The 22784-nt window shown below is 39.7% G+C and carries 18 protein-coding genes and 1 riboswitch; of the genes, 15 read left to right on the top strand and 3 right to left on the bottom strand.

Annotation, left to right across the window (positions count from 1 at the left end):
- The first annotated feature begins 86 nt into the window (after positions 1–86).
- The 13 genes from cysD to GQO80_RS05230 all read left to right on the top strand — a co-directional run bounded on the left by cysD (position 87) and on the right by GQO80_RS05230 (position 16049).
- Positions 87–992: a sulfate adenylyltransferase subunit CysD gene (gene cysD, locus GQO80_RS05170; RefSeq protein WP_157207255.1), complete on the top strand. Its 906-nt coding sequence runs from the start codon at positions 87–89 to the stop codon at positions 990–992.
- A gap of 103 nt (positions 993–1095) precedes the next feature.
- Entirely contained in the window at positions 1096–2343 is a 1248-nt protein-coding gene (locus GQO80_RS05175) for a sulfate adenylyltransferase subunit 1 (RefSeq protein WP_157207256.1), read from the top strand.
- A 161-nt stretch (positions 2344–2504) separates the two neighbouring features.
- Positions 2505–4601, top strand: a complete 2097-nt coding sequence (locus GQO80_RS05180; protein WP_157207257.1) for a HEPN domain-containing protein — start codon at positions 2505–2507, stop codon at positions 4599–4601.
- 39 nt (positions 4602–4640) lie between these two features.
- A complete protein-coding gene (gene cobA / locus GQO80_RS05185) occupies positions 4641–5462 on the top strand; it encodes a uroporphyrinogen-III C-methyltransferase (RefSeq protein ID WP_157207258.1) in 822 nt (273 codons plus the stop codon).
- Complete coding sequence (locus tag GQO80_RS05190; protein WP_157207259.1) at positions 5459–6100, top strand: precorrin-2 dehydrogenase/sirohydrochlorin ferrochelatase family protein; 642 nt, start codon at positions 5459–5461, stop codon at positions 6098–6100. Before cobA ends, GQO80_RS05190 begins: the two co-directional genes overlap by 4 nt.
- 50 nt (positions 6101–6150) lie before the next feature.
- On the top strand, positions 6151–7200 hold the full coding sequence (locus GQO80_RS05195; RefSeq protein ID WP_157207260.1) for an NAD(P)/FAD-dependent oxidoreductase: 1050 nt from the start codon (positions 6151–6153) through the stop codon (positions 7198–7200).
- Positions 7201–7286: 86 nt separating this feature from the next.
- Positions 7287–8057 (top strand): serine O-acetyltransferase EpsC, encoded by a 771-nt coding sequence (gene epsC / locus GQO80_RS05200; protein ID WP_157207261.1) that lies wholly within the window; start codon positions 7287–7289, stop codon positions 8055–8057.
- A complete protein-coding gene (gene cysM, locus GQO80_RS05205; protein WP_157207262.1) occupies positions 8044–8934 on the top strand; it encodes a cysteine synthase CysM in 891 nt (296 codons plus the stop codon). The genes epsC and cysM overlap by 14 nt, the downstream gene beginning before the upstream one ends.
- Before the next feature lie 152 nt (positions 8935–9086).
- Positions 9087–9201: riboswitch (SAM riboswitch) on the top strand.
- Between the two features lie 52 nt (positions 9202–9253).
- Positions 9254–10273 (top strand): homocysteine S-methyltransferase family protein, encoded by a 1020-nt coding sequence (locus GQO80_RS05210; protein WP_157207263.1) that lies wholly within the window; start codon positions 9254–9256, stop codon positions 10271–10273.
- A 10-nt stretch (positions 10274–10283) separates the two neighbouring features.
- Entirely contained in the window at positions 10284–12962 is a 2679-nt protein-coding gene (gene metH, locus GQO80_RS05215) for a methionine synthase (protein ID WP_157207264.1), read from the top strand.
- A 164-nt stretch (positions 12963–13126) separates the two neighbouring features.
- The gene (gene metF / locus GQO80_RS05220; RefSeq protein ID WP_157207265.1) at positions 13127–14083 is read left to right on the top strand and encodes a methylenetetrahydrofolate reductase [NAD(P)H]; all 957 of its coding nucleotides are present in this window, start codon (positions 13127–13129) and stop codon (positions 14081–14083) included.
- 36 nt (positions 14084–14119) lie between these two features.
- Positions 14120–15223: an acyloxyacyl hydrolase gene (locus GQO80_RS05225; RefSeq protein ID WP_157207266.1), complete on the top strand. Its 1104-nt coding sequence runs from the start codon at positions 14120–14122 to the stop codon at positions 15221–15223.
- Positions 15224–15302: 79 nt separating this feature from the next.
- Positions 15303–16049, top strand: a complete 747-nt coding sequence (locus GQO80_RS05230; RefSeq protein WP_157207267.1) for a head GIN domain-containing protein — start codon at positions 15303–15305, stop codon at positions 16047–16049.
- On the opposite strand, the gene GQO80_RS05235 is transcribed toward GQO80_RS05230, so the two are convergent.
- From GQO80_RS05235 to gldA, 3 genes are all read right to left on the bottom strand, one after another.
- Positions 16035–17222, bottom strand: a complete 1188-nt coding sequence (locus tag GQO80_RS05235) for an acetate/propionate family kinase (RefSeq protein WP_157207268.1) — start codon at positions 17220–17222, stop codon at positions 16035–16037. The genes GQO80_RS05230 and GQO80_RS05235 overlap by 15 nt on opposite strands.
- A 4-nt stretch (positions 17223–17226) precedes the next feature.
- The gene (gene pta / locus GQO80_RS05240) at positions 17227–19314 is read right to left on the bottom strand and encodes a phosphate acetyltransferase (RefSeq protein WP_157207269.1); all 2088 of its coding nucleotides are present in this window, start codon (positions 19312–19314) and stop codon (positions 17227–17229) included.
- 182 nt (positions 19315–19496) lie between these two features.
- Entirely contained in the window at positions 19497–20390 is an 894-nt protein-coding gene (gldA, locus tag GQO80_RS05245; RefSeq protein WP_157207270.1) for a gliding motility-associated ABC transporter ATP-binding subunit GldA, read from the bottom strand.
- A 375-nt stretch (positions 20391–20765) separates the two neighbouring features.
- On the opposite strand from gldA, the gene GQO80_RS05250 reads away from it, so the two are divergent.
- Together GQO80_RS05250 and GQO80_RS05255 are read left to right on the top strand one after the other, a co-directional pair.
- Entirely contained in the window at positions 20766–21593 is an 828-nt protein-coding gene (locus tag GQO80_RS05250) for a prephenate dehydratase (protein ID WP_157207271.1), read from the top strand.
- Positions 21590–22735 (top strand): pyridoxal phosphate-dependent aminotransferase, encoded by a 1146-nt coding sequence (locus GQO80_RS05255; protein WP_157207272.1) that lies wholly within the window; start codon positions 21590–21592, stop codon positions 22733–22735. Before GQO80_RS05250 ends, GQO80_RS05255 begins: the two co-directional genes overlap by 4 nt.
- The last annotated feature ends 49 nt before the right edge of the window (positions 22736–22784 follow it).

Genomic DNA, 22784 nt, shown 5'->3' on the forward strand with positions numbered 1-22784 from the left:
AGTTAATAATAACAAAAATCCACCCGAGTAAGAGTCCTCCCTGAGCCTGCGTTGAGCGCAGTCGAAATGGGAGCTAGGGAACCATTATGAACAAAGACACATACCATATCAATTCACTAGAAAACGAAGCCATTTACATTATACGCGAGGTAGCGGCACAGTTTGAAAAACCCGTACTGTTGTTTTCTGGCGGTAAGGATTCCATTACGTTGGTACGGTTGGCGGTAAAAGCATTTTACCCGGCAAAAGTACCTTTCCCGTTAATGCATATCGATACAGGCCATAATTTTCCTGAAACCATTGAGTTTAGAGACCGTTTGGTTAAGGAATTAGGCTTGGAATTAATTGTTAGAAACGTGCAGGATTCCATCGATCAAGGCAAGGTTAAAGAAGAATCTGGCCGTTATGCCAGTAGAAATCAACTACAAACCACCACGCTTTTAGATGCCATTGAAGAATTTAAGTTCGATGCATGTATTGGAGGTGCGCGTCGTGATGAAGAAAAGGCACGTGCCAAAGAGCGTATTTTTTCAGTACGTGACGATTTTGGCCAATGGGATGAAAAAAATCAACGTCCGGAATTGTTCGACATGTTAAACGGCCAAATTAATTTGGGGCAAAACGTGCGGGTGTTCCCTATTTCAAACTGGACAGAACTTGATGTTTGGTCGTATATCGAAAGAGAAAATATTGAAATCCCTTCCATCTATTTCGCCCATACACGAGCTACTTTTTTAAGGGATGGTTTAATATGGTCTGCTGAAGATGGCGTGGTTTATAGGGATGAACATGAAGAAGTGGTAGAAAGAATGGTGCGTTTTAGAACCGTTGGCGACATGAGCTGTACGGCAGCCGTTTTATCCGATGCGGCCGATATTGCCACCGTAGTGCAGGAAATAAGGGAAAGCACCATTTCCGAACGCGGTGCCCGTATAGACGACAAACGCTCGGAAGCAGCCATGGAAAAAAGAAAACAACAAGGTTATTTTTAAGCTATAGGCAATAAGCTTCAGGCTTAAAGCCGTAGCCAAATAAAATTAAGATAAGTTTAAAATGCTTAAAGCGTAAAGCCCAAAGCATAAAGAAAAAAATAAAATGGAAGTACTAAAAATTGCAACGGCAGGTAGTGTAGATGATGGAAAAAGTACCCTAATTGGGCGCATACTTTACGACACAAAATCTTTGACCACCGATAAACTAGAGGCCATTGAAAAAACCAGTAAACAAAAAGGGTATGATTATCTGGATTTTTCGTTGGCAACCGATGGCTTAGTGGCCGAAAGGGAACAAGGTATCACGATTGATGTGGCCCATATTTATTTTTCAACAGGCAAAAAAAGTTACATCATTGCCGATACGCCCGGGCATGTGGAATATACCCGAAATATGGTTACGGGCGCTTCAACATCGCAAGCGTCCATCATTTTAATTGATGCCAGAAAAGGCGTTATCGAACAAACCAACCGTCACTTTTTTATCAATAATTTGTTGCGTATCAAAGATGTGGTGGTTACCATCAACAAAATGGATTTGGTTGATTATTCTGAAACCGTTTACAACAAAATCAAAGCCGATTTCTCAGAATTAATGAGCAAGCGCGATTATCAAGACCAAAAAATAACCTTCATTCCCGTAAGTGCGCTAAAAGGAGACAATGTGGTGAATAAATCTAAAAACATGCCTTGGTACACCGGTGATTCCTTGTTGGAACATTTGGAAAAACTGGATAAAAAGGATATTTTCAATGTGGGGACCCCACGTTTTCCGGTGCAATATGTCATTCGCCCTAAAACCGAAGATTTTCACGATTTCAGGGGGTATGCAGGAAAAGTATATGGCGGCGAGCTAAGTGTTGGCGATGCAGTTGTGGTGCTGCCATCGCAAACAAAATCCAAAATAAAAGACATATATTTTTACGATCAAAAGTATCAAACAGCATCTCGACGTTCTTCTGTTACCATTACTTTAGAAGATGATATCAACGTAAGCCGTGGCGATATGATTGTTCTGGAAAACGATTTGCCAACCATCGATAAACAATTTACTGCCAATGTGTGTTGGATGGATTCCAAGCAATTAACCGTGGGTGGCAAATATGTAGTACAACACGGCGTTAATAAGGTGTTGGCAAAAGTTGATGCGATTCACCATAAAATACATCCCGATTATTCTGGTATCGAAACCAATGTTTCAGAAATTGGCGTTAACGATATTGCTTCGGTAACGTTTAAATTAAACAAGCCTATTTTTTATGATAAGTTCAGCAATCATAGAACCAACGGATCGTTTATATTGATTGATACACAGTCCAATAGTACGGTTGGCGCAGGCTTTATTCAATAGCCCCTTACTTCCCAATGGGGGAGATTTACAGGTTTGCTAATAATAAATTCATAAAAATCCTATTAGGTTTCAAAAATCTTTTAGGTGTTGAAAAAAGTATTAACTTAAAAAATACCCAGTAAAGTGTTCCTCTCCTTAGTGGGGAGGTCGGGTGGGGCATTATGCAAAGTTTTAGAACGGAAATAGAAAATCCTATTGTCGAAAGGGATATTATTGAATTGGCTAAAAAAATTGAAGCATTCAATAATGGTACAATTGATGAAGAAAAGTTTAGAAGCCTGCGTTTGGCGCGTGGCATTTATGGGCAACGTCAAGAAGGCGTTCAAATGGTTCGCATTAAATTGCCCTACGGAAAAGTAAAAAGCAGTCAATTGCGCACCATTTCCGATGTGTCCGATGAATATTCGCGCGGGCGTTTACACATTACAACGCGCCAGGATATTCAAATCCATTATGTGGACATTAACAGAACTCCCGAACTTTGGGCGTTGTTGGATAAAGATGATGTTACCATTCGGGAAGCATGCGGAAATACCGTAAGAAACGTTACCGCTTCAGAATTGGCGGGCATTGATATAAACGAACCTTTCGATGTGTCGCCTTACGCCGATGCCCTGTTCCGTTTCTTCCTAAGAAACCCAATTTGCCAAGAAATGGGCCGTAAGTTTAAGGTGTCCTTTTCATCTTCCGATGAAGATTCTGGGCTTTCGTATATGCACGATTTGGGCTTTATTGCCAAAATTGAAAAGGGCGTACGCGGATTTAAAGTAATGATTGGCGGCGGCTTAGGCTCGCAACCACGTCATGCCGATACACTATATCCCTTTTTGCCTTCAGATAAAATTATCCCTTTAATGGAGGGTGTTGTGAGGGTTTTCGATAGGTATGGCGAACGTAAAAGTCGCTCAAAGGCCAGAATGAAATTTTTAATTAAAGACATAGGTTTAGAGGCTTTTAAAGCACTGGTCGAGGAAGAACAAAAAGCCATTGAATTTAAAACAGTTGCTATTGATGCCGATGCGTATGTAACATCACGGCCAGTTTCGGTTGAAGCTCCAAAAGTAGAAATTAAAGACCTTAATGCGTTCGAAACATGGAAATCCACAAACCTCATTCCGCAAAAGCAAGCAGGTTACGTTGCTATTGGAATTAAAGTGCTCTTAGGCGATTTTTATACCGATAAGGCGCGATTGTTGGCCAATTTAGTGGAAAATTATGCAGCAGGCGAAATTCGTTTATCATTGCGTCAAAACATCGTAATCCCTTTTGTAAAAGAGAATTTAATCCCATTTTTCTATACCGAATTGGAAAAATTAGGCTTTACCGAAGCAGGATATAATAAAGCTGTTGATATTACGGCTTGCCCCGGAACGGACACCTGTAATTTAGGCATAGCAAGTAGCACGGGTATAGCTGCAGAGTTGGAACGTGTTATCAAAACCGAATATCCACACTACTTAAACAACACCGATGTTGTTATAAAAATTAGCGGTTGCATGAATGCTTGTGGACAGCACAATATGGCAAATATTGGGTTTCAGGGCATGTCGGTACGCACGCCAGATAAATTGGTGGCACCAGCGTTACAGGTATTGTTGGGTGGCGCTAACTTGGGCAACGGCAATGGTGTGTTTGCCGATAAAGTGGTGAAAGTCCCCAGTAAACGCGGCCCCGAGGCATTACGCCGAATTTTAAATGATATTGATGCCAACGCGAACGGAAAATCGTTTGTGGAGTATTATAAAATTACGGGCGAAAGGTATTTTTACGATTTGTTGAACGATCTTCAAGATGTTACCAACTTAACCCAAAGCGATTTTATCGACTGGGGTTCTGAGGAAAAATATGAAAAGGAAATTGGTATTGGCGAATGTGCCGGCGTTGTTATAGACTTAATTGCTACCTTGTTTTTTGAAAGTGAGGAGAAAATTGAAAATGCGCAACAAGCCTTTGGTGATAAAGTGTATTCAAGTGCCATTTATTACGCTTATGCTTCTATGGTAAATTCCGCCAAGGCCATGTTGTTGGCCGAAAACAAAAGTACCAACACCCATGCGGGCATCATCAGCCAATTCGATGCGTTGTTTGTTGAAAGTGGCCAACTGGATTTAGGAACCTCGTTTTCAGAATTGATTTATCAAATCAATAAAAATGCGCCATCTGAAACATTTGCGGCACAATATATACATAGTGCCAACCAGTTTTTAGAGAAAGTAAAAGCATTAAGAAGCCCAAGTTCATTAGTTCCAAAAGATTAACTATCAAGGAATTATAAATTTATGAGAGGTAAAAAAATCATGAATAAAAAAGTAGAAAACATAAATACCGGGCATCAAATTCCCTCTTCGGGTGTTAGGGGTCTAGGGCGTTTAACCGTTGTAGGCGCGGGCCCAGGCGATGTGGAACTTATTACGCTTAAAGCAATTAAGGCCATTGCGTCTGCTAACGTTATTTTGTATGATGCTCTTATAAATGAAGAACTATTAAACTACGCTTCCGCGGAAACAGAATTGATTTTTGTTGGCAAGCGCAAAGGGTGTTATGCCTTTCAGCAAGCGCAAATTAACGAACTAATTGTTGCCAAAGCAAAGGAAAAAGGTCACGTGGTTCGGTTAAAGGGCGGCGACCCGTTTGTATTTGGTCGGGGTGCCGAAGAAATTGAATATGCACAAAAATTTGGACTGGAAACCTTTGTGGTGCCCGGTATTTCATCAGCAATTGCAGTACCTGCGTATCAAGGTATTCCGTTAACAAAACGTGGTGTAGCCGAAAGTTTTTGGGTCATTACCGCAACAACCAAAGCGCATCAATTATCTGAAGATGTGGCCATAGCGGCAAAATCTACCGCAACGGTTGTTATCCTTATGGGCATGCACAAATTAGATGATATTGTTCATATTTTTTCAGTAGAAAACAAGCAAAATACAGCAGTGGCCATCATCCAGGAAGGAACAACAGAAAACGAAAAAGTAGGCTTCGGAACCATTGCGACCATAACGAAAGTAGTTGAAGAAAAACAATTAACCGCTCCTGCCATTATTGTTATTGGCGATGTGGTGAAAGAGCGTGTAAAATTAACTTCGGTTTTTGAAGAAGTCAATCAAAATCTATGTTTATGAATGCCGAAGAAAACACTAATAATAATTCCAGTGAGCAAGCTATCCCATCAGAGGTTGGAGAGCTTCGGAATCATTTATACCCCATTTTTTTAAAGGTAAAAAGTTTACATATATTAATTGTTGGAGGCGGGCAGGTAGCTGAAGAAAAATTGGCCTTTTTGCTAAAGTCAAGTCCCGATGCAAAAGTAACAATGGTATCGCCCATGTTTAGGGAAGCCACTATGGAACTCGCAAAAAAGGGCGATGTTAAATTAATAAAACAACGCTATCATAAACGCTATTTAAAAGGAAAGCACCTGGTTATTGCCACAACCAATGTGCCCAAAGTAAATTTAAAGGTGCATAAACATTGCAGAAAACGCAGTATTTTAGTAAACGTTGCCGATAACCCACCGTATTGCGATTTTTATATGGGCGGCATCGTAACGAAAGGTAATGTAAAGGTTGCAATTTCGACTAACGGGAAGTCGCCCACAACAGCTAAGCGCCTACGCCAGTTTTTTGAGGATGTCATTCCTGAAAACATAGACGATTTGGTTAAAAACCTAAATGAATATAGAAAAACAATAAAGGGTGATTTTGAACAAAAAGTAGAAACGCTTAACGAATTTACCAAAGGATTAATTGAGAAAAAATAAAGAAGACCTACACGATTTTTAAAATCTTTAAGGTCTAAATTACAAACACTATGATTAAAACAGATATACTAATAATAGGTGCGGGCCCCACAGGATTGTTTACCGTTTTTGAAGCAGGATTGTTAAAATTAAAATGCCATTTAATTGATGCCTTGCCACAACCGGGGGGACAATGCTCTGAAATATATCCAAAAAAACCCATTTACGATATTCCTGGATTTCCCGAAATATTAGCAGGCGATCTAACCAAAAATCTTTTAGAGCAAGGACGCCAATTTGAACCCGGTTTTACCTTGGGCGAACGTGCCGAAACCATTGAAAAATTAGAGGATGGCACTTTTATTGTAACAACCAACAAAGGCACCAAACACCATGCGCCCGTTGTGGCCATTGCTGGAGGTTTAGGGTCTTTTGAACCCCGCAAACCAGCCATGGACAATCTTGAAGTTTATGAAGATAACGGACTGGAATATTTCATTAAAGACCCAGAAATGTACAGAAATAAGCGCGTCGTAATTTCTGGTGGCGGCGATTCTGCACTAGATTGGAGCATCTTTTTAAGCGATGTAGCTTCTGAAGTTACACTCATCCACAGAAGAAACGAATTTAGGGGCGCATTAGATTCTGTTGAAAAAGTGAGCGAACTAAAGGATGCCGGAAAAATAAACCTGATAACACCGGCTGAAGTAACGGCGTTGCATGGCGATGGAAAAATTGAAGCGCTAACGGTAAATGTTGACGGAAAGGATATTCGTTTGGAAACCGACCATTTCATTCCTTTATTTGGTTTGTCGCCAAAGTTGGGCCCCATTGCCGATTGGGGGCTGGAAATTGAAAAAAATGCCATAAAGGTTGATAACTCATTAAATTACCAAACAAATATCCCCGGCATATTTGCCATTGGCGATGTAAATACCTATCCTGAAAAATTAAAGCTCATTCTGTGCGGTTTTCACGAGGCAACCCTTATGTGTCAGGCAGCTTACAGAATTATCAATCCAGGCAAAAGGTATGTGTTAAAATATACCACCGTAAGCGGTATCGATGGGTTCGATGGTTCACGTAAGGAAGCACCAAAAGCAGTTGTGCAGTCCATTTAATTGAAAAGATTTTTTATAAATCCTTAATTGTCGTAAATTTCAAGATTGAATAACGACATTCATTATGACTATTAAACGTATTTAATATGGATCCTTGCCAAGAGTTCAATGATAAATTAATTCAGAAAAAATACAATGTGCGCTTAAAAGATGTGGTAAAAACATTTACAAAACGATTGTTTTACTATGTTTTTGATGCGCATGAAAACGAGCTTCAATCTTTAAGGAAAACTTTTTTAGAGATAGCTGATAACTTAAATATCAACCACGGTGAAGCCATTTGGAATCAATTTCAGTCTAAGTTTCAATCCATCAGAGAGCAACTGGATTTGGATGCGCAGGCGGTTGTTAATTTTGATCCGGCAACCAAAAGTTTAGAGGAAGTTTATTTGGCATGCCCCGGTTTTTATGCCATTTCAATTTATCGCTTAAGCCACGAACTGTACGTGCAAAACGTGCCTATTATTCCTAGGATGATGAGCGAGTACGTGCACGGTATTACGGGTATTGATATTCATCCGGGAGCCACTATTGGCAATTCGTTTTTTGTCGATCACGGTACGGGAATTGTTATAGGCGAAACATCCATCATAAAAAATAACGTTAAAATTTTCCAAGGGGTTACTTTGGGTGGTATCCAGGTGAAAAAGGACATGGAATCTACTAAGCGCCACCCAACTATTGAAGATAACGTAACTATTTATGCCAATGCTACCATTTTAGGGGGCAATATTGTAATAGGAGCCAACAGCACTATTGGCGCAAACGTGTGGATTACCCAATCGGTTCCCGAAAATTCATTGGTAACCTATCAAACCGAAATTAAAATAAGACCCAAAAAGAATGGCATCCATTAAAGGAATATTAAACCAAATAGGCAACACGCCACTGGTTGAGGCCAGTCATCTCATTTCCAAAAAAGGTGTAAAATTATATTTGAAACTAGAGGGCGATAACCCCGGTGGAAGCGTAAAAGACCGCGCCGCTTTTAATATGATAAGTGAAGCCTTAAAACGGGGCGATATTAAAAAAGGCGGTTATTTGGTAGAAGCTACCAGTGGCAATACAGGTATCGCTTTGGCTTTTATAGCCAACTTATTCGGATTGAATATGGTTTTGATCATGCCCGAAAACTCAACCGAAGAGCGCGTAAAAACCATGCGAGCTTATGGTGCCGAGGTTATCTTAACCCCTGCGGAAGTAGGCATAGAAGGGTCTAGGGATTTAGCTTTCAAACTGCGTGATGAGAAAGGCTATGTGTTATTAAACCAGTTTGAAAACGATGATAACTGGAAAGCCCATTACAAAACCACAGGCCCCGAAATTTGGAACGATACCAATGGTGAAATCACCCATTTCGTGTCGGCCATGGGTACCACCGGAACCATCATGGGCGTTTCAACCTATTTAAAAGAGAAAAATAAAAACATCACCATTGTAGGTGCACAGCCCGAAGATGGTGCCAAAATACCAGGTATTAGAAAATGGTCACCCGATTATGTGCCTAAGTTTTTCAACCGTTCTAAAGTAGATGTTGTTGTAGATGTTAGCGAACAAGATGCAAAAATAACAACGCAACGTTTAGCTAAAGAAGAAGGGGTATTTGCAGGCATGAGCAGCGGCGGTTCGGTGTTTTGTGCTTTAAAAATAGCCGAATCTATTGATGAAGGCGTTATCGTTGCCATCATTTGCGATAGGGGCGATAGGTATCTATCTTCCACATTATTTGAATAGTTAAATAAATCCCTGCAAGGTTTTGAAAACCTTGTAGGTATTTATTTTTAAAGGAGAAACAACACCTACAAGGTCAAAAAAAGACCTTGCAGGATAGGGAAAACAAAAATATAGTTAGTATTTTTGCTCACAAGTTCATAACCTTATTTACAGTGTTATCAAGAAAGGCAGAGGGAATAGACCCGTTGAAACCTTGGCAACCTCCCGTTTTTTAGGGAAAGGTGCTACGTTCTACTAATATTTTACAGAATATTGGAAAGATAACGAAAAGTGTTTCTTTTACTTTTCTTAATGACATAACAGCTATAAAAAACATCAAATGTCAAATATACATCAAGCTTTACAAGAGCGTATTTTAGTGCTCGATGGCGCCATGGGAACGATGCTGCAACGCTATAAATTTACCGAGGCCGATTTTAGGGGCGAACGTTTTAAGGACTACCCAACGCCCTTGCAAGGAAATAACGATTTGCTTTCCCTTACACAGCCCGAAGCCATTAAAACCATTCACGCTAAATATTTTGAAGCGGGTGCCGATATTGTTGAAACCAACACATTCTCGGGTACAACCATTGCAATGGCCGATTACCAAATGGAAGATTTGGTGTATGAACTTAATTTTCAATCGGCAAAATTAGCGAGGGAAGTAGCCGATGCATTCACAAAGCGCGAACCCAACAAGCCCCGTTTTGTGGCTGGTTCCATTGGGCCAACAAACCGTACCGCAAGCATGTCGCCCGATGTAAACGACCCCGGTTATAGAGCGGTAACCTTTGATGAATTGCACCTAGCCTATAAGCAACAGGTGGAAGCCTTATTGGATGGTGGTGTCGATTTACTGTTGGTTGAAACCGTTTTCGATACCCTGAACGCCAAAGCAGCCTTGTTTGCCATTGAAGAAGTAAAAGAAGAACGAAACATCGATATTCCCATCATGTTAAGTGGCACAATTACCGATGCTTCCGGACGCACATTGTCAGGGCAAACCGCCGAAGCTTTTTTAATTTCAGTATCACATATTCCGTTATTGTCTATTGGTTTTAACTGTGCTTTGGGAGCTAATTTATTGCAGCCCCATTTAGAGGCCATCGCCAATAAAACCGATTTTGCTATTTCAGCGCACCCCAATGCGGGCTTGCCAAATGCGTTTGGCGAATACGATGAATCGCCCGAAGATATGGGCGAACAAATTGAAGCCTATTTCAAAAAAAACTTAATAAATATTATTGGCGGTTGTTGTGGCACCACGCCAGAGCATATTAAAGTGATTGCAAACATAGCGGCCAAATATAAACCGCGTCGAGCGGTCACCCTGAGCGCAGTCGAAGGGTCTCATTAAAAAACTGAAAATGAAAGAGAAGGTTGAACGAAAATATATGAGACTATCGGGACTTGAACCGTTAGTATTGAACGAAAGCAGCAATTTTATAAATGTAGGAGAACGTACAAACGTAGCGGGTTCAAAAAAATTCCTTCGGTTAATTAAGGAAGAGAAGTTTGATGAAGCCCTCGATATTGCACGGCATCAAGTTGATGGAGGCGCCCAAATTATTGATATAAATATGGACGACGGCCTGATTGATGGCAAAGAAGCGATGGTGCGTTTTCTTAATCTAATTACTGCCGAACCCGATATAGCCAGAGTACCCATCATGATCGATAGCTCGAAATGGGAAATAATCGAAGCGGGATTGAAGGTTGTGCAAGGAAAATGTGTGGTAAACTCCATTTCTTTAAAAGAAGGCGAAGAAAAATTTATTTGGGAAGCAAAACAGATAAAGCGCTATGGAGCAGCGGTTGTTATCATGGCGTTTGATGAAGTAGGGCAAGCCGATAATTACGAGCGGCGCATCGAGATTTGCAAACGTTCCTACGATATCTTAGTCAACAAAGTAGGCTTTCCTTCCGAAGATATTATTTTCGATTTAAACATATTTCCGGTGGCAACAGGTATGGATGAACACCGTCGAAACGCCATCGATTTTATTGAAGCGACCCGTTGGGTACGTCAAAATTTACCAAACGTGAGTGTAAGTGGCGGGGTAAGTAACGTATCGTTTTCTTTCAGAGGGAACGATGGCGTGCGCGAAGCGATGCACTCGGTGTTTTTGTACCATGCCATACAAGCGGGCATGAATATGGGTATTGTAAATCCGGCACTTTTAGAGATTTATGACAATATTCCAAAAGATTTATTAGAACACGTAGAAGATGTGATGTTCGATAGGCGCGACGATGCCACCGAACGGTTATTGGATTTTGCCGAAACCGTAAAAGGCTCGAAAGAAGAAAAAACAGTCGATTTATCATGGCGAAAAGCCCCGGTTCAAGACAGAATAACGCACGCCTTGGTAAAAGGTATCGATGCTTTTATTATTGAAGATGTTGAAGAAGCCAGACAGCAAGCCGAAAAACCAATTGATGTTATTGAGGGGCATTTAATGATTGGCATGAACGTGGTAGGCGATTTATTTGGCTCCGGAAAAATGTTTTTGCCGCAGGTAGTAAAATCGGCACGCGTTATGAAAAAGGCCGTTGGATACTTAAATCCGTTTATTGAAGCTGAAAAAGGCGATGCGCAAGAGCCTGTAGGCAAAATATTAATGGCTACTGTAAAAGGCGATGTGCACGATATTGGTAAAAACATTGTAAGCGTGGTTTTGGCATGTAACAATTATGAAATAGTCGATTTAGGGGTTATGGTTCCGCCAGAAAAAATAATTGAAATGGCCATCAAGGAAAACGTTGATGCTATTGGTTTGTCTGGATTAATAACACCTTCGCTTGATGAAATGGTGTATTTAGCAAAAGAATTGCAACGTCAAAATTTTACAATTCCGTTGCTTATTGGCGGTGCAACAACTTCAAAAGCACATACCGCCGTAAAAATTGATACGCAATACAAAAATGCGGTGGTGCATGTTAACGATGCTTCTCGGGCCGTAACCGTTGTGGGCGATCTGTTGAACAAGAAAACCGCTAACGACTATGTTGCGAACCTAAAAAAAGATTACGATGACTTCCGAACCAAGTTCTTAAAACGCGGCAAGGAAAAATCATATATTTCGCTTGTACAGGCACGACAACGTAAATATAAAATTGATTGGGAAGCTTGTGAAATTGTGAAGCCCAATGAATTAGGTGTTCAAATGTTGAAGCAGTTAAGCTTGAAAGAGCTTCTGCCTTTTGTAGATTGGAGCCCATTCTTCAGAAGTTGGGAATTGCATGGTAAGTTCCCCGATATTTTAACCGACGAACTTGTAGGTGAACAGGCCACAATTATCTATAATGAAGCTCAAAAAATGATTGAAGAAATCATTGCAAAACAATTACTAAAACCTAGGGCTGTTTTTGGCCTGTTTGAAGCAAATACCATACATGATGATGATATTTCTGTTCAGAAAAAAGGAAAGGAAATCGCTGTTTTTAGAACCTTGCGCCAGCAATTAAGCAAACGCGACGGTATTCCAAACATCGCTTTGGCCGATTTTATAGCGCCTGCAGATTCAGGTAAAACCGATTATATAGGCGCATTCTGTGTCGCCATTTTTGGTGCACAAGAGTTGGCCGACAGCTATAAGGCCAAAGAAGATGATTACAACGCCATCATGTCGCAAGCTATTGCCGACCGATTTGCGGAAGCATTAGCCGAATATTTACACAAAAAAATACGAACCAAACATTGGGGTTACGATGCTGCTGAAACACTTTCAAATGAAGATTTGATTAAAGAAAGCTATAAAGGCATTCGTCCGGCACCGGGCTATCCAGCATGCCCAGACCATTTGGAAAAAGAAACCATTTGGCAATTGCTAGATGTAGAGAAAATTATTGGTGTAAAATTAACCGAAAGTATGGCCATGTGGCCAGCCTCGGCCGTTTCGGGCTATTACTTTGCAAATCCGGAAGCAAAATATTTTGGATTGGGAAAAATTACCGACGACCAAGTTACCGACTATGCAGTTAGAAAAGGCATTACCAAAGAAAAAGCAGGAAAGTGGCTGCACCCAGCCATTGCAGATGAGTAGATTTAGCCCTGACAAGGTTGAAAATAGAATTGATAAAAGGAAATTAAAAACGATTATTTAAAGTCCCTCCTTGCGAGAGACAAGGAAATAAAAATAATAATTAAAACAAAACACTTACACGCCCGAGTAGGAGTTTCTCCTCTGGGGTTTATGGGGCTTAAATCATGAAAGTAACAGAACATATAAAAAAAGCAAACGGGAAAACATTGTTTTCTTTTGAAGTGATTCCACCTCAAAAAGGAAAAAACATTCAGGATTTATATAATAATATCGACCCGTTAATGGAATTCAATCCACCATTTATCGATGTAACAACCTCGCGCGAAGAGTATGTGTATATCAATAAAGGCAATGGGCTACTGGACAAGCGTATTACCCGGATGCGTCCAGGAACCGTAGGTATCTGTGCGTCAATCATGCATAAATATGGTGTTGATGCCATTCCGCATTTATTGTGTGGTGGCTTTACAAAAGAAGAAACCGAGTATGTTTTGGTTGATTGCCATTATTTAGGTTTGGATAACGTCATGGCTTTACGCGGTGATGCCATGAAGGACGAGCCTTATTTTAAGCCCGTTGCAGGAGGTAACTGTTTCGCAAGTGAATTGGTAGCACAAATAGCCAACTTAAACAGGGGCAAATATTTGCACGACGATGTTGAGGTTGAGCATAATTCCGATTTTTGTATCGGGGTAGCAGGTTATCCTGAAAAGCACATGGAAGCACCATCGTTGGTATCCGATTTAAAACGCTTAAAGGAAAAAGTGGATGCAGGTGCCGATTATGTGGTAACCCAAATGTTTTTTGATAATACCAAATTTTTCGATTTTGTTGAAAAAGCGAGGGCCGCAGGCATTCATGTACCTATTATTCCGGGCATTAAACCCATTGCCGTAAAGCGCCATTTGCAAATTTTGCCACAGGTTTTCAAAATAGATTTGCCCCAAGATTTAATTGATGCTGTTGAAGCGTGCAAAGACAATAATGCCGTTAGGCAAGTTGGCATCGAGTTTGCCATTCAACAATCAAAAGAATTGAAAGCGGCAGGCGTTCCCGTGCTGCATTACTATTCTATGGGCAAAAGCGACAATATTAAGGCCATTGCATCGGCGTTGTTTTAAATATTCTATTACTTTTGCTTATCTGCAAATTTGTTAATGAAATTATACGTTTTAACCTGTACGTTTTTAATGGTACAACTGTGTGTGTTTTCACAGGAAAAAGAGCATACTTACTATTTTGATGTCAATAATTTCAAAGGAAATATTGCCTTGCACAACAATGATATTCTCCATTTAATTCAAGGGCATCCCCAAGGCGTCATATTAAGTTGGAACAAAAAAACCTACGGATTTAACGCATGGGAACAACGCTACAACTATCCCGATTATGGAGCAACCTTGATCTACCAAGACCTTCAAAACGATGTTTTAGGAAGCAACACGTCACTTTACGCCCATTATAATTTTTATTTTTTGAACCGAAATTTAATGTTCCGCATTGGCCAAGGCATTGCCTACACTCCCAAGCCTTATGATAAAGTAACCAATTATAGAAACATTGCTTTTGGCACCCATTTGTTAAGCAGTACGTTTATGATGCTCAATTATAAAAAGGAACGGCTTATCGACAATCTTGGGCTTCAAGCGGGACTGTCTTTAATTCATTACTCAAATGCCAATGTAAAAGCGCCCAATGCAAGCATCAATACCATTGCTTTAAATTTGGGAATAACTTATAATTTGGATGCTGAAGCACCTAAATTTATAACCACAATTTCAGAAAGTGAAAAAGAAAAATTCAGCCAACCCATCAAATACAATGTGGTTTTTAGGGGCGGCGTAAATGAAAGCGATGTGGTAGGCAGTGGCCAGTTTCCGTTTTACATTGTTTCAGCGTATGCCGATAAACGCATCAACGTAAAGAGCGCCCTTCAGTTGGGGGCCGATGTGTTTTTTTCAAATTTCCTGAAAGAACTTATATATTACCAAAGTGTGGCGTTTCCTGAAGAAAATGTGTCTGGAGATGAAGATTATAAACGGGTTGGTGTTTTTGTGGGACACGAGTTGTTTATAAATAGAACTTCCTTAGAAACGCAATTGGGCTATTATGTGTATTATCCATTTGATTTTGAAGGGCGTACCTATTTAAGAATTGGTTTAAAACGCTATATAAATGAAAAATGGTTTGGCGCCTTAACCTTAAAATCGCACGGTGCTAAGGCCGAAGCGGTAGAATTAGGAATTGGTGTTCGCTTATAAATTACTGCGGAAGCTGGAATTCCATAAATGGAAACTAAAATATTAAAATAGATTTTTGCTTTCGCAGGAATTAAAAAAAATGAAGAAACTAGCATACATATATCTTATAATTTTATTGTTTTCCTGCAACAGCGAAAATGCAAACGATTGTTTCCAAGCCACAGGAGCAATTGTTCAGCAAGAAGTTACAGTGCCTAGTTTCGATAAAATTTTGGTCAATCGGGATATTGAACTTATCATTAAGGACGGTTTGGAACAAGAAGTAACCATTGAAACCGGAAAGAATTTATTGAACGATGTGCAAGCCCTAGTTTTAGATGGAAAATTGATTCTTACGGATAATAATACCTGTAATTATGTGCGCAAGTATGGAATTACAAAAGTGTATGTAACCGCGCCCAATATTACCGAAATACGCAGTTCTACACAATATGATGTGCGTTCGGATGGTGTTTTAACCTACCCTAGTTTAACAGTGTTGTCAGATGATTATGATGATGCGAACGCATTTACAAGTGGCGATTTTAGATTGCAAATTGACAATAAGGTTTTTACTTTAGCTTTCAATAATTTGTCCAACTGCTATATTTCAGGAAAAACAATAAACTTAAATGTAACATTGGCTGCTGGTACTTCACGCTTTGAGGGTGCAAACCTAATTGCACAAGACATATCGTTTTGGAACCGAAGCTCAAACGATATGATTGTTAATCCGCAAAATTATATATATGGGCAAATTTACGGCACTGGCAACGTTATTGCCGTAACACGCCCGCCCACCGTAGTTGTACAAACGTTTTATAAAGGACGTTTAATTTTTAATTAACGCCATCGCCTGTTTTGCAATTTCCAACTCTTCATTTGTTGGCACTACCAAAATCTTAACTTTCGAATGTGGGTTGTTAATAGCACGAATCTCTTTAGAACGAATGTTGTTTTTTTCTGTATCCAATGCAATCCCCAAATAATCCAGATCCTCACAAATAAGCTGGCGCATCACATTGGAGTTTTCGCCAATACCCGCCGTAAACACAATGGCATCCAACCCGTTTAAAATGGCCGCATAGCTTCCTATGTATTTTTTTATGCGGTAAGCATTCATTTGCAATGCCAATTGGCACGCTTTATTGCCTTTTTCGGCCTCACTTTCAATATCCCTTAAATCGCTATAACCGGTAAGTCCCAACATGCCACTTTTTTTAAGCAACATGGTGTTGATGTCGTTCAAATTGTAGTTAAGTTTTTCAGCAAGATAAAAAGTTAGGGCAGGGTCAATATCACCAGAACGGGTTCCCATAATCAAACCGCCAAGTGGGGAAAAGCCCATAGAATGGTCCACACTCTTTCCGTTTTTAACGGCGGTCATGCTACAGCCATTTCCTAAATGAATGGTAATGATTTTCGATGTTTCTTTGCCTAAAAAAGCAATCGCTTTCTCTGAAACGTATTTATGACTGGTGCCATGAAAACCATACACGCGTATGTGATGTTTGGTTAGAAATTCGTTTGGAATGGCATATTTGTATGCCACTTCTGGAATGGTTTGAAGAAATGCCGTGTCGAATACTGCTACTTGTTTGGCCTTCGGAAAAATATCTTCAGCAACCTCAATGCCTTCCAAATTGGCAGGATTGTGAAGCGGAGCCAATGAGCATAGGTAATTTATTTTATCTTTCACATCTTCTGTAATTTCTGTGGTTTCGCTAAAGTACACACCGCCATGAACTACACGGTGCCCCACTACGGCAATGTCTTCGGGCGATTTGATGATGCCGGTGTTTTTATCCAAAAGATGTTCGGCCACCAATTTTAGGCCTTGTTTGTGGTTTAAAATTTGAGATTCAAATTCAATGTTGTTGTTTTCGGTTTTAAATTTGAAAAGCGCATCCTTTGAGCCAATGCGCTCAATAATTCCTGAACACAGAATGGTTTCTTGGGGCATTAAAAATAACTGAAACTTTAAGGATGAACTCCCCGAGTTTAATATAAGTACTTGCATGGTTTTAAATATCTTGTGCTTGAATGGCGGTTATAATAACGGTGCTGTAAATGTCATCTGCAGTGCACCCTCTGCTTAGGTCGTTAACAGGTTTGTTCAATCCTTGCAACACAGGGCCAATAGCCAAAGCGCCCGTTTCGCGCTGTACGGCTTTGTAGGTGTTGTTGCCCGTATTCAAATCGGGGAAAATGAGCACGCTGGCACGACCTGCAACCTCAGAATCGGGCAACTTGCTCTTTCCAATGCGCATATCAACAGCCGCATCATATTGAATGGGACCTTCAATTTTTAAACTTGGGACTTCTGCTTTTACAATTTCGGTAGCTTCCCTTACTTTTTCAACGTCGGCACCTTTTCCTGATGCTCCCGACGAATACGACAACATGGCAACTTTAGGTTCGATGCCAAAATCTTTAGCGGTTTGTGCCGATGAAATGGCTATTTCTGCTAATTCTCTAGCGTTGGGGTTTGGGTTAATGGCACAATCGCCAAAAACCGAAATCCTATCTTCTAAACACATGAAGAAAATGGAAGACACAATGTTAACGCCCGGTTTGGTTTTTATAAACTGCAAAGCGGGCAATAAGGTATGTTGGGTGGTATTTACCGCACCCGACACCATGCCATCGGCGTGCCCTTTATAAATCATCATGGTGCCAAAATACGATACATCGGTCATTGCATCGCGTGCCATGGCCAGATTAACGTTCTTGTGCTTTCTGAGTTCGTAATAAGTGTTTACATAATCGTCAAAATGAGGCGATTTTGTTGGCGAAACAATGTTTATGGCGTTTACATCTAAAGAAATATCGAGTTTTTCAATACGTTCCTTAATTTTATCGGCTTCACCAATAAGTGTTAGTTCTACTACTTGGGCACTTATTAGGCGTGCCGCGGCTTCTAGGATGCGTTCATCATAACCTTCGGGCAATACAATGTGCTTTTTATTTTTTAGGGCCCGTTGCAATAAGTTATATTGGAACATGCGTGGTGTAAAGCGTTCCGACTCGAAAGTAATTAACCGTTCGGCCAGTTTATCGGTATTGGCATGTTTTTCGAAGGTTGAAATAGAGGTTGTTATTTTTTCGATGTTATCGGCATAAATTTTAGGTTTAATGCTGCCAATTTTGTTGGTAACAAAGTAAGTGCCACCGCTTACGCTAATAATGGGCACCACACTTGAAAGTCCCTCGATGAGTTTTAAAATGGGTTCTTCAGGAATTAAGCCACCCGTTAAGATAATACCGGAAATTTTAGGGTAGTTTTTTGATATGTTGGCTTGTAGCGCCCCCAAAATAATGTCGGCTCTATCGCCGGGGGTAATTACCAAGCCGTTATCCTTTAAATGCGTTAAGTAATTGCGCAATTGCATGGCGCCAACACTAAAGCTTTCAATAAGGTTGTTAAGCATTTCTTTGCCAAAAAGTACGTTGCCGTCTAGTGAATCTACTACTTCTTTTACCGTTGGGCAAGCAAGGTTGGGGATTTTTGGGATAACTGTTATGCCCGTGTTGGGAATACGTTCTTTTAAAAGGGTTTTTAAGGTCGATAAATCATCAGGGTTTACTTTGTTGGCTATAATGGAAAGCACGTTCACATCATTTTTAAACGTGTCGTATGCCAATTGGCCATTATCAACAATTTCTTTAGGTTCTTTTTTGTCGCCTTGCATCACGATAATAACGGGGATGCCTAAATTTTTCGAGATGAGTATATTCAAATCCAGTTCGATGCTGGAGTTTTCATGCGAAAAATCGGTGCCTTCAACCAAAACAAAATCGAAACGTTCTTCTAAGTTTTTGTATTTTTTAATGATATGATCGATAACCTCGCCCGATTTTCCTTGGTTGTACAAATCGAGTACCTCGTTTCTGGTAAAAGCAAAGGTTTTCTTATAATTTATATCTATTTCAAAATACGATAAAATGGTACTAATATGGTTGTCCATTTTGCCATTATTCAAATCTTCAATAATGGGCCTGAAATATCCAACTTTAGCTGTTTTTCCTAATAACATACGCATTAAGCCTAAAACAACAACAGATTTTCCGCTGTTTGGCTCGATGGTAGCTACATAAATTCCTTTACTCATGTTATGGTTTTATTGTTTTGCAAAGATAATCGATTGCGTTTTTTTATGTCATTAAAATTGAAATGGTTTTTAATGAAAAAATAAATGCGGGTGCAAAATTAAAACCTTGGGTGTATAGTTAAGATGACATTGGTCATACTTTTGGATATAAATTAAATAAAAGTGCCGTAATTCTTAATAGGTTAGGCGGTCAACTCTCTAAACAAACTCTCTAAGCTCGCATTTTTTTGGTTAAGCTGTAAAATCTTCAATTGGTTGTCGTGTGCAAAATCAAATACATGCGAACGCATATCTTCGGAAGTTGAAAAGGTTATTTCGTAAACAAAATCATGTGTGTTATTCACGTTTTTAACTTTAGGAAGTTTTAACAGAAAGGCATCTTCTACCCTAAAATCAAATTCAACAATTACAACTTGTTCTTTGCTTTCGCGCAGTTCCTTCAATTTTTTATCGGCAACAATTTCACCTTTGTTGATGATGATTACGCGGTCGCACATGGCCTCAACTTCTTGCATGATGTGTGTGGAAAGAAAAACGGTTTTTGTTTTACCAATGGTTTTTATAAGGTTCCTGATTTCTATCAGTTGGTTGGGGTCCAGGCCTGTAGTAGGTTCGTCTAAAATCAAAACATCAGGATTGTGCAATAAGGCATTTGCCAACCCAACACGCTGGCGGTAGCCTTTTGAGAGTTGTCCAATTTTTTTATGGGCTTCTGTGGTTAGGCCAGTAAGCTCAACAACCTCGTTAATGCGTTGTTTGTTAATGCTGTATATGCTTGCGTTAAAGGCCAGATATTCTTTCAAGTACATCTCGGCATACAGTGGGTTGTGCTCTGGCAGGTAGCCCACACTTTGCTGTACTTGTTGGGTGTGGTTGTTTACATCAAAGCCATTTACAAGGGCTGTTCCTTCATTGGCAACTAAATAGGTGGTCAAGATTTTCATCATGGTGGACTTTCCGGCACCGTTAGGGCCCAAAAACCCAACAATTTCTGGCTTTTCAACCGTAAAAGATACATTGTTCAATGCTTTTTGGTTTCCGTAAAGTTTTGAAATGCCCGCTACTTGTATCGACATATTAAAAAAATTTGTTCAAAAATAATGATTATCTAACGTAATGTGGGTTTTGCTGTAAAATATTTAAAATTTTTAATAAATATGAAAAAAAGATTTTTAGCCTATTTGATTTCTCAAAATATTAATTACTTTAGCCACATAATTATGAAACATCCAACAACGAGTTTCTTTACTTTATGAAAAAGATGAAGTGGATGTTGCATGTAACCATTGAGAAAACAATATAACAAACACATGAAAACAACAATAGGTTATACATATTTTAGCGGTTTTTATTTTTTCTTTAGCGGAAGAAACGAGACTTTGTATGTATAATTTATAAACATAAATTTTAAAATATAAGTCTCGATGAAAATCGGGACTTTTTTTTGTAATATGATAAAAACAGTTGCTATACAAGGAGTTAGGGGGTCGTTCCATCATATTGTGTCGCAGGAATTTTTTAAAAACCCAGTGGAGGCTATCGAGTGCTCTACCTTCGACAGGGTTGTCGATTCCTTGATTACCAAAGAATGTGATGCGGCTATTATGGCATTGGAAAATTCCATCGCGGGCTCTATCATTCCCAATTACGCTTTGATCAATAAATTTGGATTGCATATTGTGGGCGAACATTATATTGATATCCAACAAAATTTAATGGCTTTGCCAAATCAAACCATTATGGATATTAAAGAAGTGTATTCGCACCCCATGGCATTGTTGCAATGTACCGAGTTTTTTAAACTGCACCCACACATAAAATTAATTGAAGATAAGGATACTGCCGAAGTTGCCCAACGCATTCAAGAACAGCAATTAAAAGGCGTAGGTGCCATAGCGAGTTTAATGGCTGCCGAGTTATTTAAACTGGAGGTGATCGCTGCCAGCATACAAACCATTCAAGTGAACGAAACCAGGTTTGTTGTTGTGATGCGCAAAAATTCCGAAGTTCCAGAAACAGAGATAAATAAGGCATCGGTACGGTTTGAGGCCGACCACAAGCGCGGTAGTTTGGCGGCAATTTTAAATGTTATGAGCGATTGCAAACTCAATTTAACAAAAATTCAATCCTTGCCCATTGTTGAAACACCTTGGAAATACGCTTTTTTCGTAGATGTTACTTTTGAAACCTACAACGATTTTAAAAAGGCAAAGTCCATTATAGATATTATGGCACAAAATTTCAAAGTGTTGGGCGAGTATAAAAATGCAAAAAAATGATTGAAGCAGCGAATAGATTAAACACGGTTGAAGAGTACTACTTCTCAAAAAAATTAAGGGAAGTAAACCAGCTTATAGCAAGCGGAAAACCCGTTATCAATTTAGGAATTGGTAGCCCCGACATGCAACCACCGCAAAAGGTTATCGATGCACTAAATACTGGGTTTTCAAGTCCGAGTGCCCATAAATATCAAAGTTACCAAGGCTTGCCAGAACTTAGGGAAGCTATGGCAGCGTTTTATAAAGAGCATTTTTCGGTAAGCTTAAGTCCGTCTTCCGAAATTTTACCATTAATGGGAAGTAAGGAAGGCATCATGCATATCTCAATGGCCTATTTGAATGAAGGCGATGAGGTATTGATACCAAACCCGGGCTACCCAACCTACGAGTCGGTTACCCGATTAGTTGGCGCCAAACCTGTTTTTTACGAATTGGATGCGGCCAACAACTGGCAACCCGATTTTAAGGCCTTGGAAAAGTTAAATTTAAACAAGGTGAAAATTATGTGGGTAAATTACCCGCACATGCCCACAGGCGCACAACCAAGCAAATACCTTTTTGAAGAGTTGGTCGCTTTTGGCAAAAAGCACAACATATTAATTGTAAACGACAACCCCTATAGTTTTGTGCTAAACGACAACCCTAAAAGCATCTTAGCTACAAAAGGGGCCAAAGATGTTTGTTTGGAACTTAATTCATTAAGTAAAACCTTCAATATGGCAGGTTGGCGCGTAGGCATGGTGGTTGGCGATAGCGTGCACATTAACAATATCTTAAAAGTGAAGAGCAATATGGATTCGGGTATGTTTTACGGCATCCAAAAAGGCGCTGTTGAAGCTTTGAAATGTTCAAAAATGTGGTTTGTTACCTTAAACAATGTTTACAAGCAGCGTCGTGATTTTGTATGGAAATTGGCCGATGCCCTAAACTGTACTTACGATAAAAATGCCACCGGACTTTTTGTGTGGGCTAAACTGCCACCAAATGTTAAATCGGAAGCATTTATCGATACGATTCTTAAAAACAGTCATATTTTCATTACGCCCGGAACCATTTTTGGCAGCAAGGGCGAAGGTTACATTCGGTTTTCATTATGCGCTTCCACGGAAGTTTTAGAGGAAGCCGCTGCACGGGTGAAGTGAGTTTGCAATCGCAGTCTTGAGTTGCAGAAAACAGAAAAAAGATATAGAA

Source organism: Mariniflexile maritimum (assembly GCF_009746565.1).
Lineage (GTDB): Bacteria > Bacteroidota > Bacteroidia > Flavobacteriales > Flavobacteriaceae > Mariniflexile > Mariniflexile maritimum.

Coding starts and splice junctions, on each gene's coding strand:
- cysD (WP_157207255.1), top strand. CDS start 87: ATGAACAAAGACACATACCATATCAATTCACTAGAAAACGAAGCCATT.
- GQO80_RS05175 (WP_157207256.1), top strand. CDS start 1,096: ATGGAAGTACTAAAAATTGCAACGGCAGGTAGTGTAGATGATGGAAAA.
- GQO80_RS05180 (WP_157207257.1), top strand. CDS start 2,505: ATGCAAAGTTTTAGAACGGAAATAGAAAATCCTATTGTCGAAAGGGAT.
- cobA (WP_157207258.1), top strand. CDS start 4,641: ATGAATAAAAAAGTAGAAAACATAAATACCGGGCATCAAATTCCCTCT.
- GQO80_RS05190 (WP_157207259.1), top strand. CDS start 5,459: ATGAATGCCGAAGAAAACACTAATAATAATTCCAGTGAGCAAGCTATC.
- GQO80_RS05195 (WP_157207260.1), top strand. CDS start 6,151: ATGATTAAAACAGATATACTAATAATAGGTGCGGGCCCCACAGGATTG.
- epsC (WP_157207261.1), top strand. CDS start 7,287: ATGGATCCTTGCCAAGAGTTCAATGATAAATTAATTCAGAAAAAATAC.
- cysM (WP_157207262.1), top strand. CDS start 8,044: ATGGCATCCATTAAAGGAATATTAAACCAAATAGGCAACACGCCACTG.
- GQO80_RS05210 (WP_157207263.1), top strand. CDS start 9,254: ATGTCAAATATACATCAAGCTTTACAAGAGCGTATTTTAGTGCTCGAT.
- metH (WP_157207264.1), top strand. CDS start 10,284: ATGAAAGAGAAGGTTGAACGAAAATATATGAGACTATCGGGACTTGAA.
- metF (WP_157207265.1), top strand. CDS start 13,127: ATGAAAGTAACAGAACATATAAAAAAAGCAAACGGGAAAACATTGTTT.
- GQO80_RS05225 (WP_157207266.1), top strand. CDS start 14,120: ATGAAATTATACGTTTTAACCTGTACGTTTTTAATGGTACAACTGTGT.
- GQO80_RS05230 (WP_157207267.1), top strand. CDS start 15,303: ATGAAGAAACTAGCATACATATATCTTATAATTTTATTGTTTTCCTGC.
- GQO80_RS05235 (WP_157207268.1), bottom strand. CDS start 17,222: ATGCAAGTACTTATATTAAACTCGGGGAGTTCATCCTTAAAGTTTCAG.
- pta (WP_157207269.1), bottom strand. CDS start 19,314: ATGAGTAAAGGAATTTATGTAGCTACCATCGAGCCAAACAGCGGAAAA.
- gldA (WP_157207270.1), bottom strand. CDS start 20,390: ATGTCGATACAAGTAGCGGGCATTTCAAAACTTTACGGAAACCAAAAA.
- GQO80_RS05250 (WP_157207271.1), top strand. CDS start 20,766: ATGATAAAAACAGTTGCTATACAAGGAGTTAGGGGGTCGTTCCATCAT.
- GQO80_RS05255 (WP_157207272.1), top strand. CDS start 21,590: ATGATTGAAGCAGCGAATAGATTAAACACGGTTGAAGAGTACTACTTC.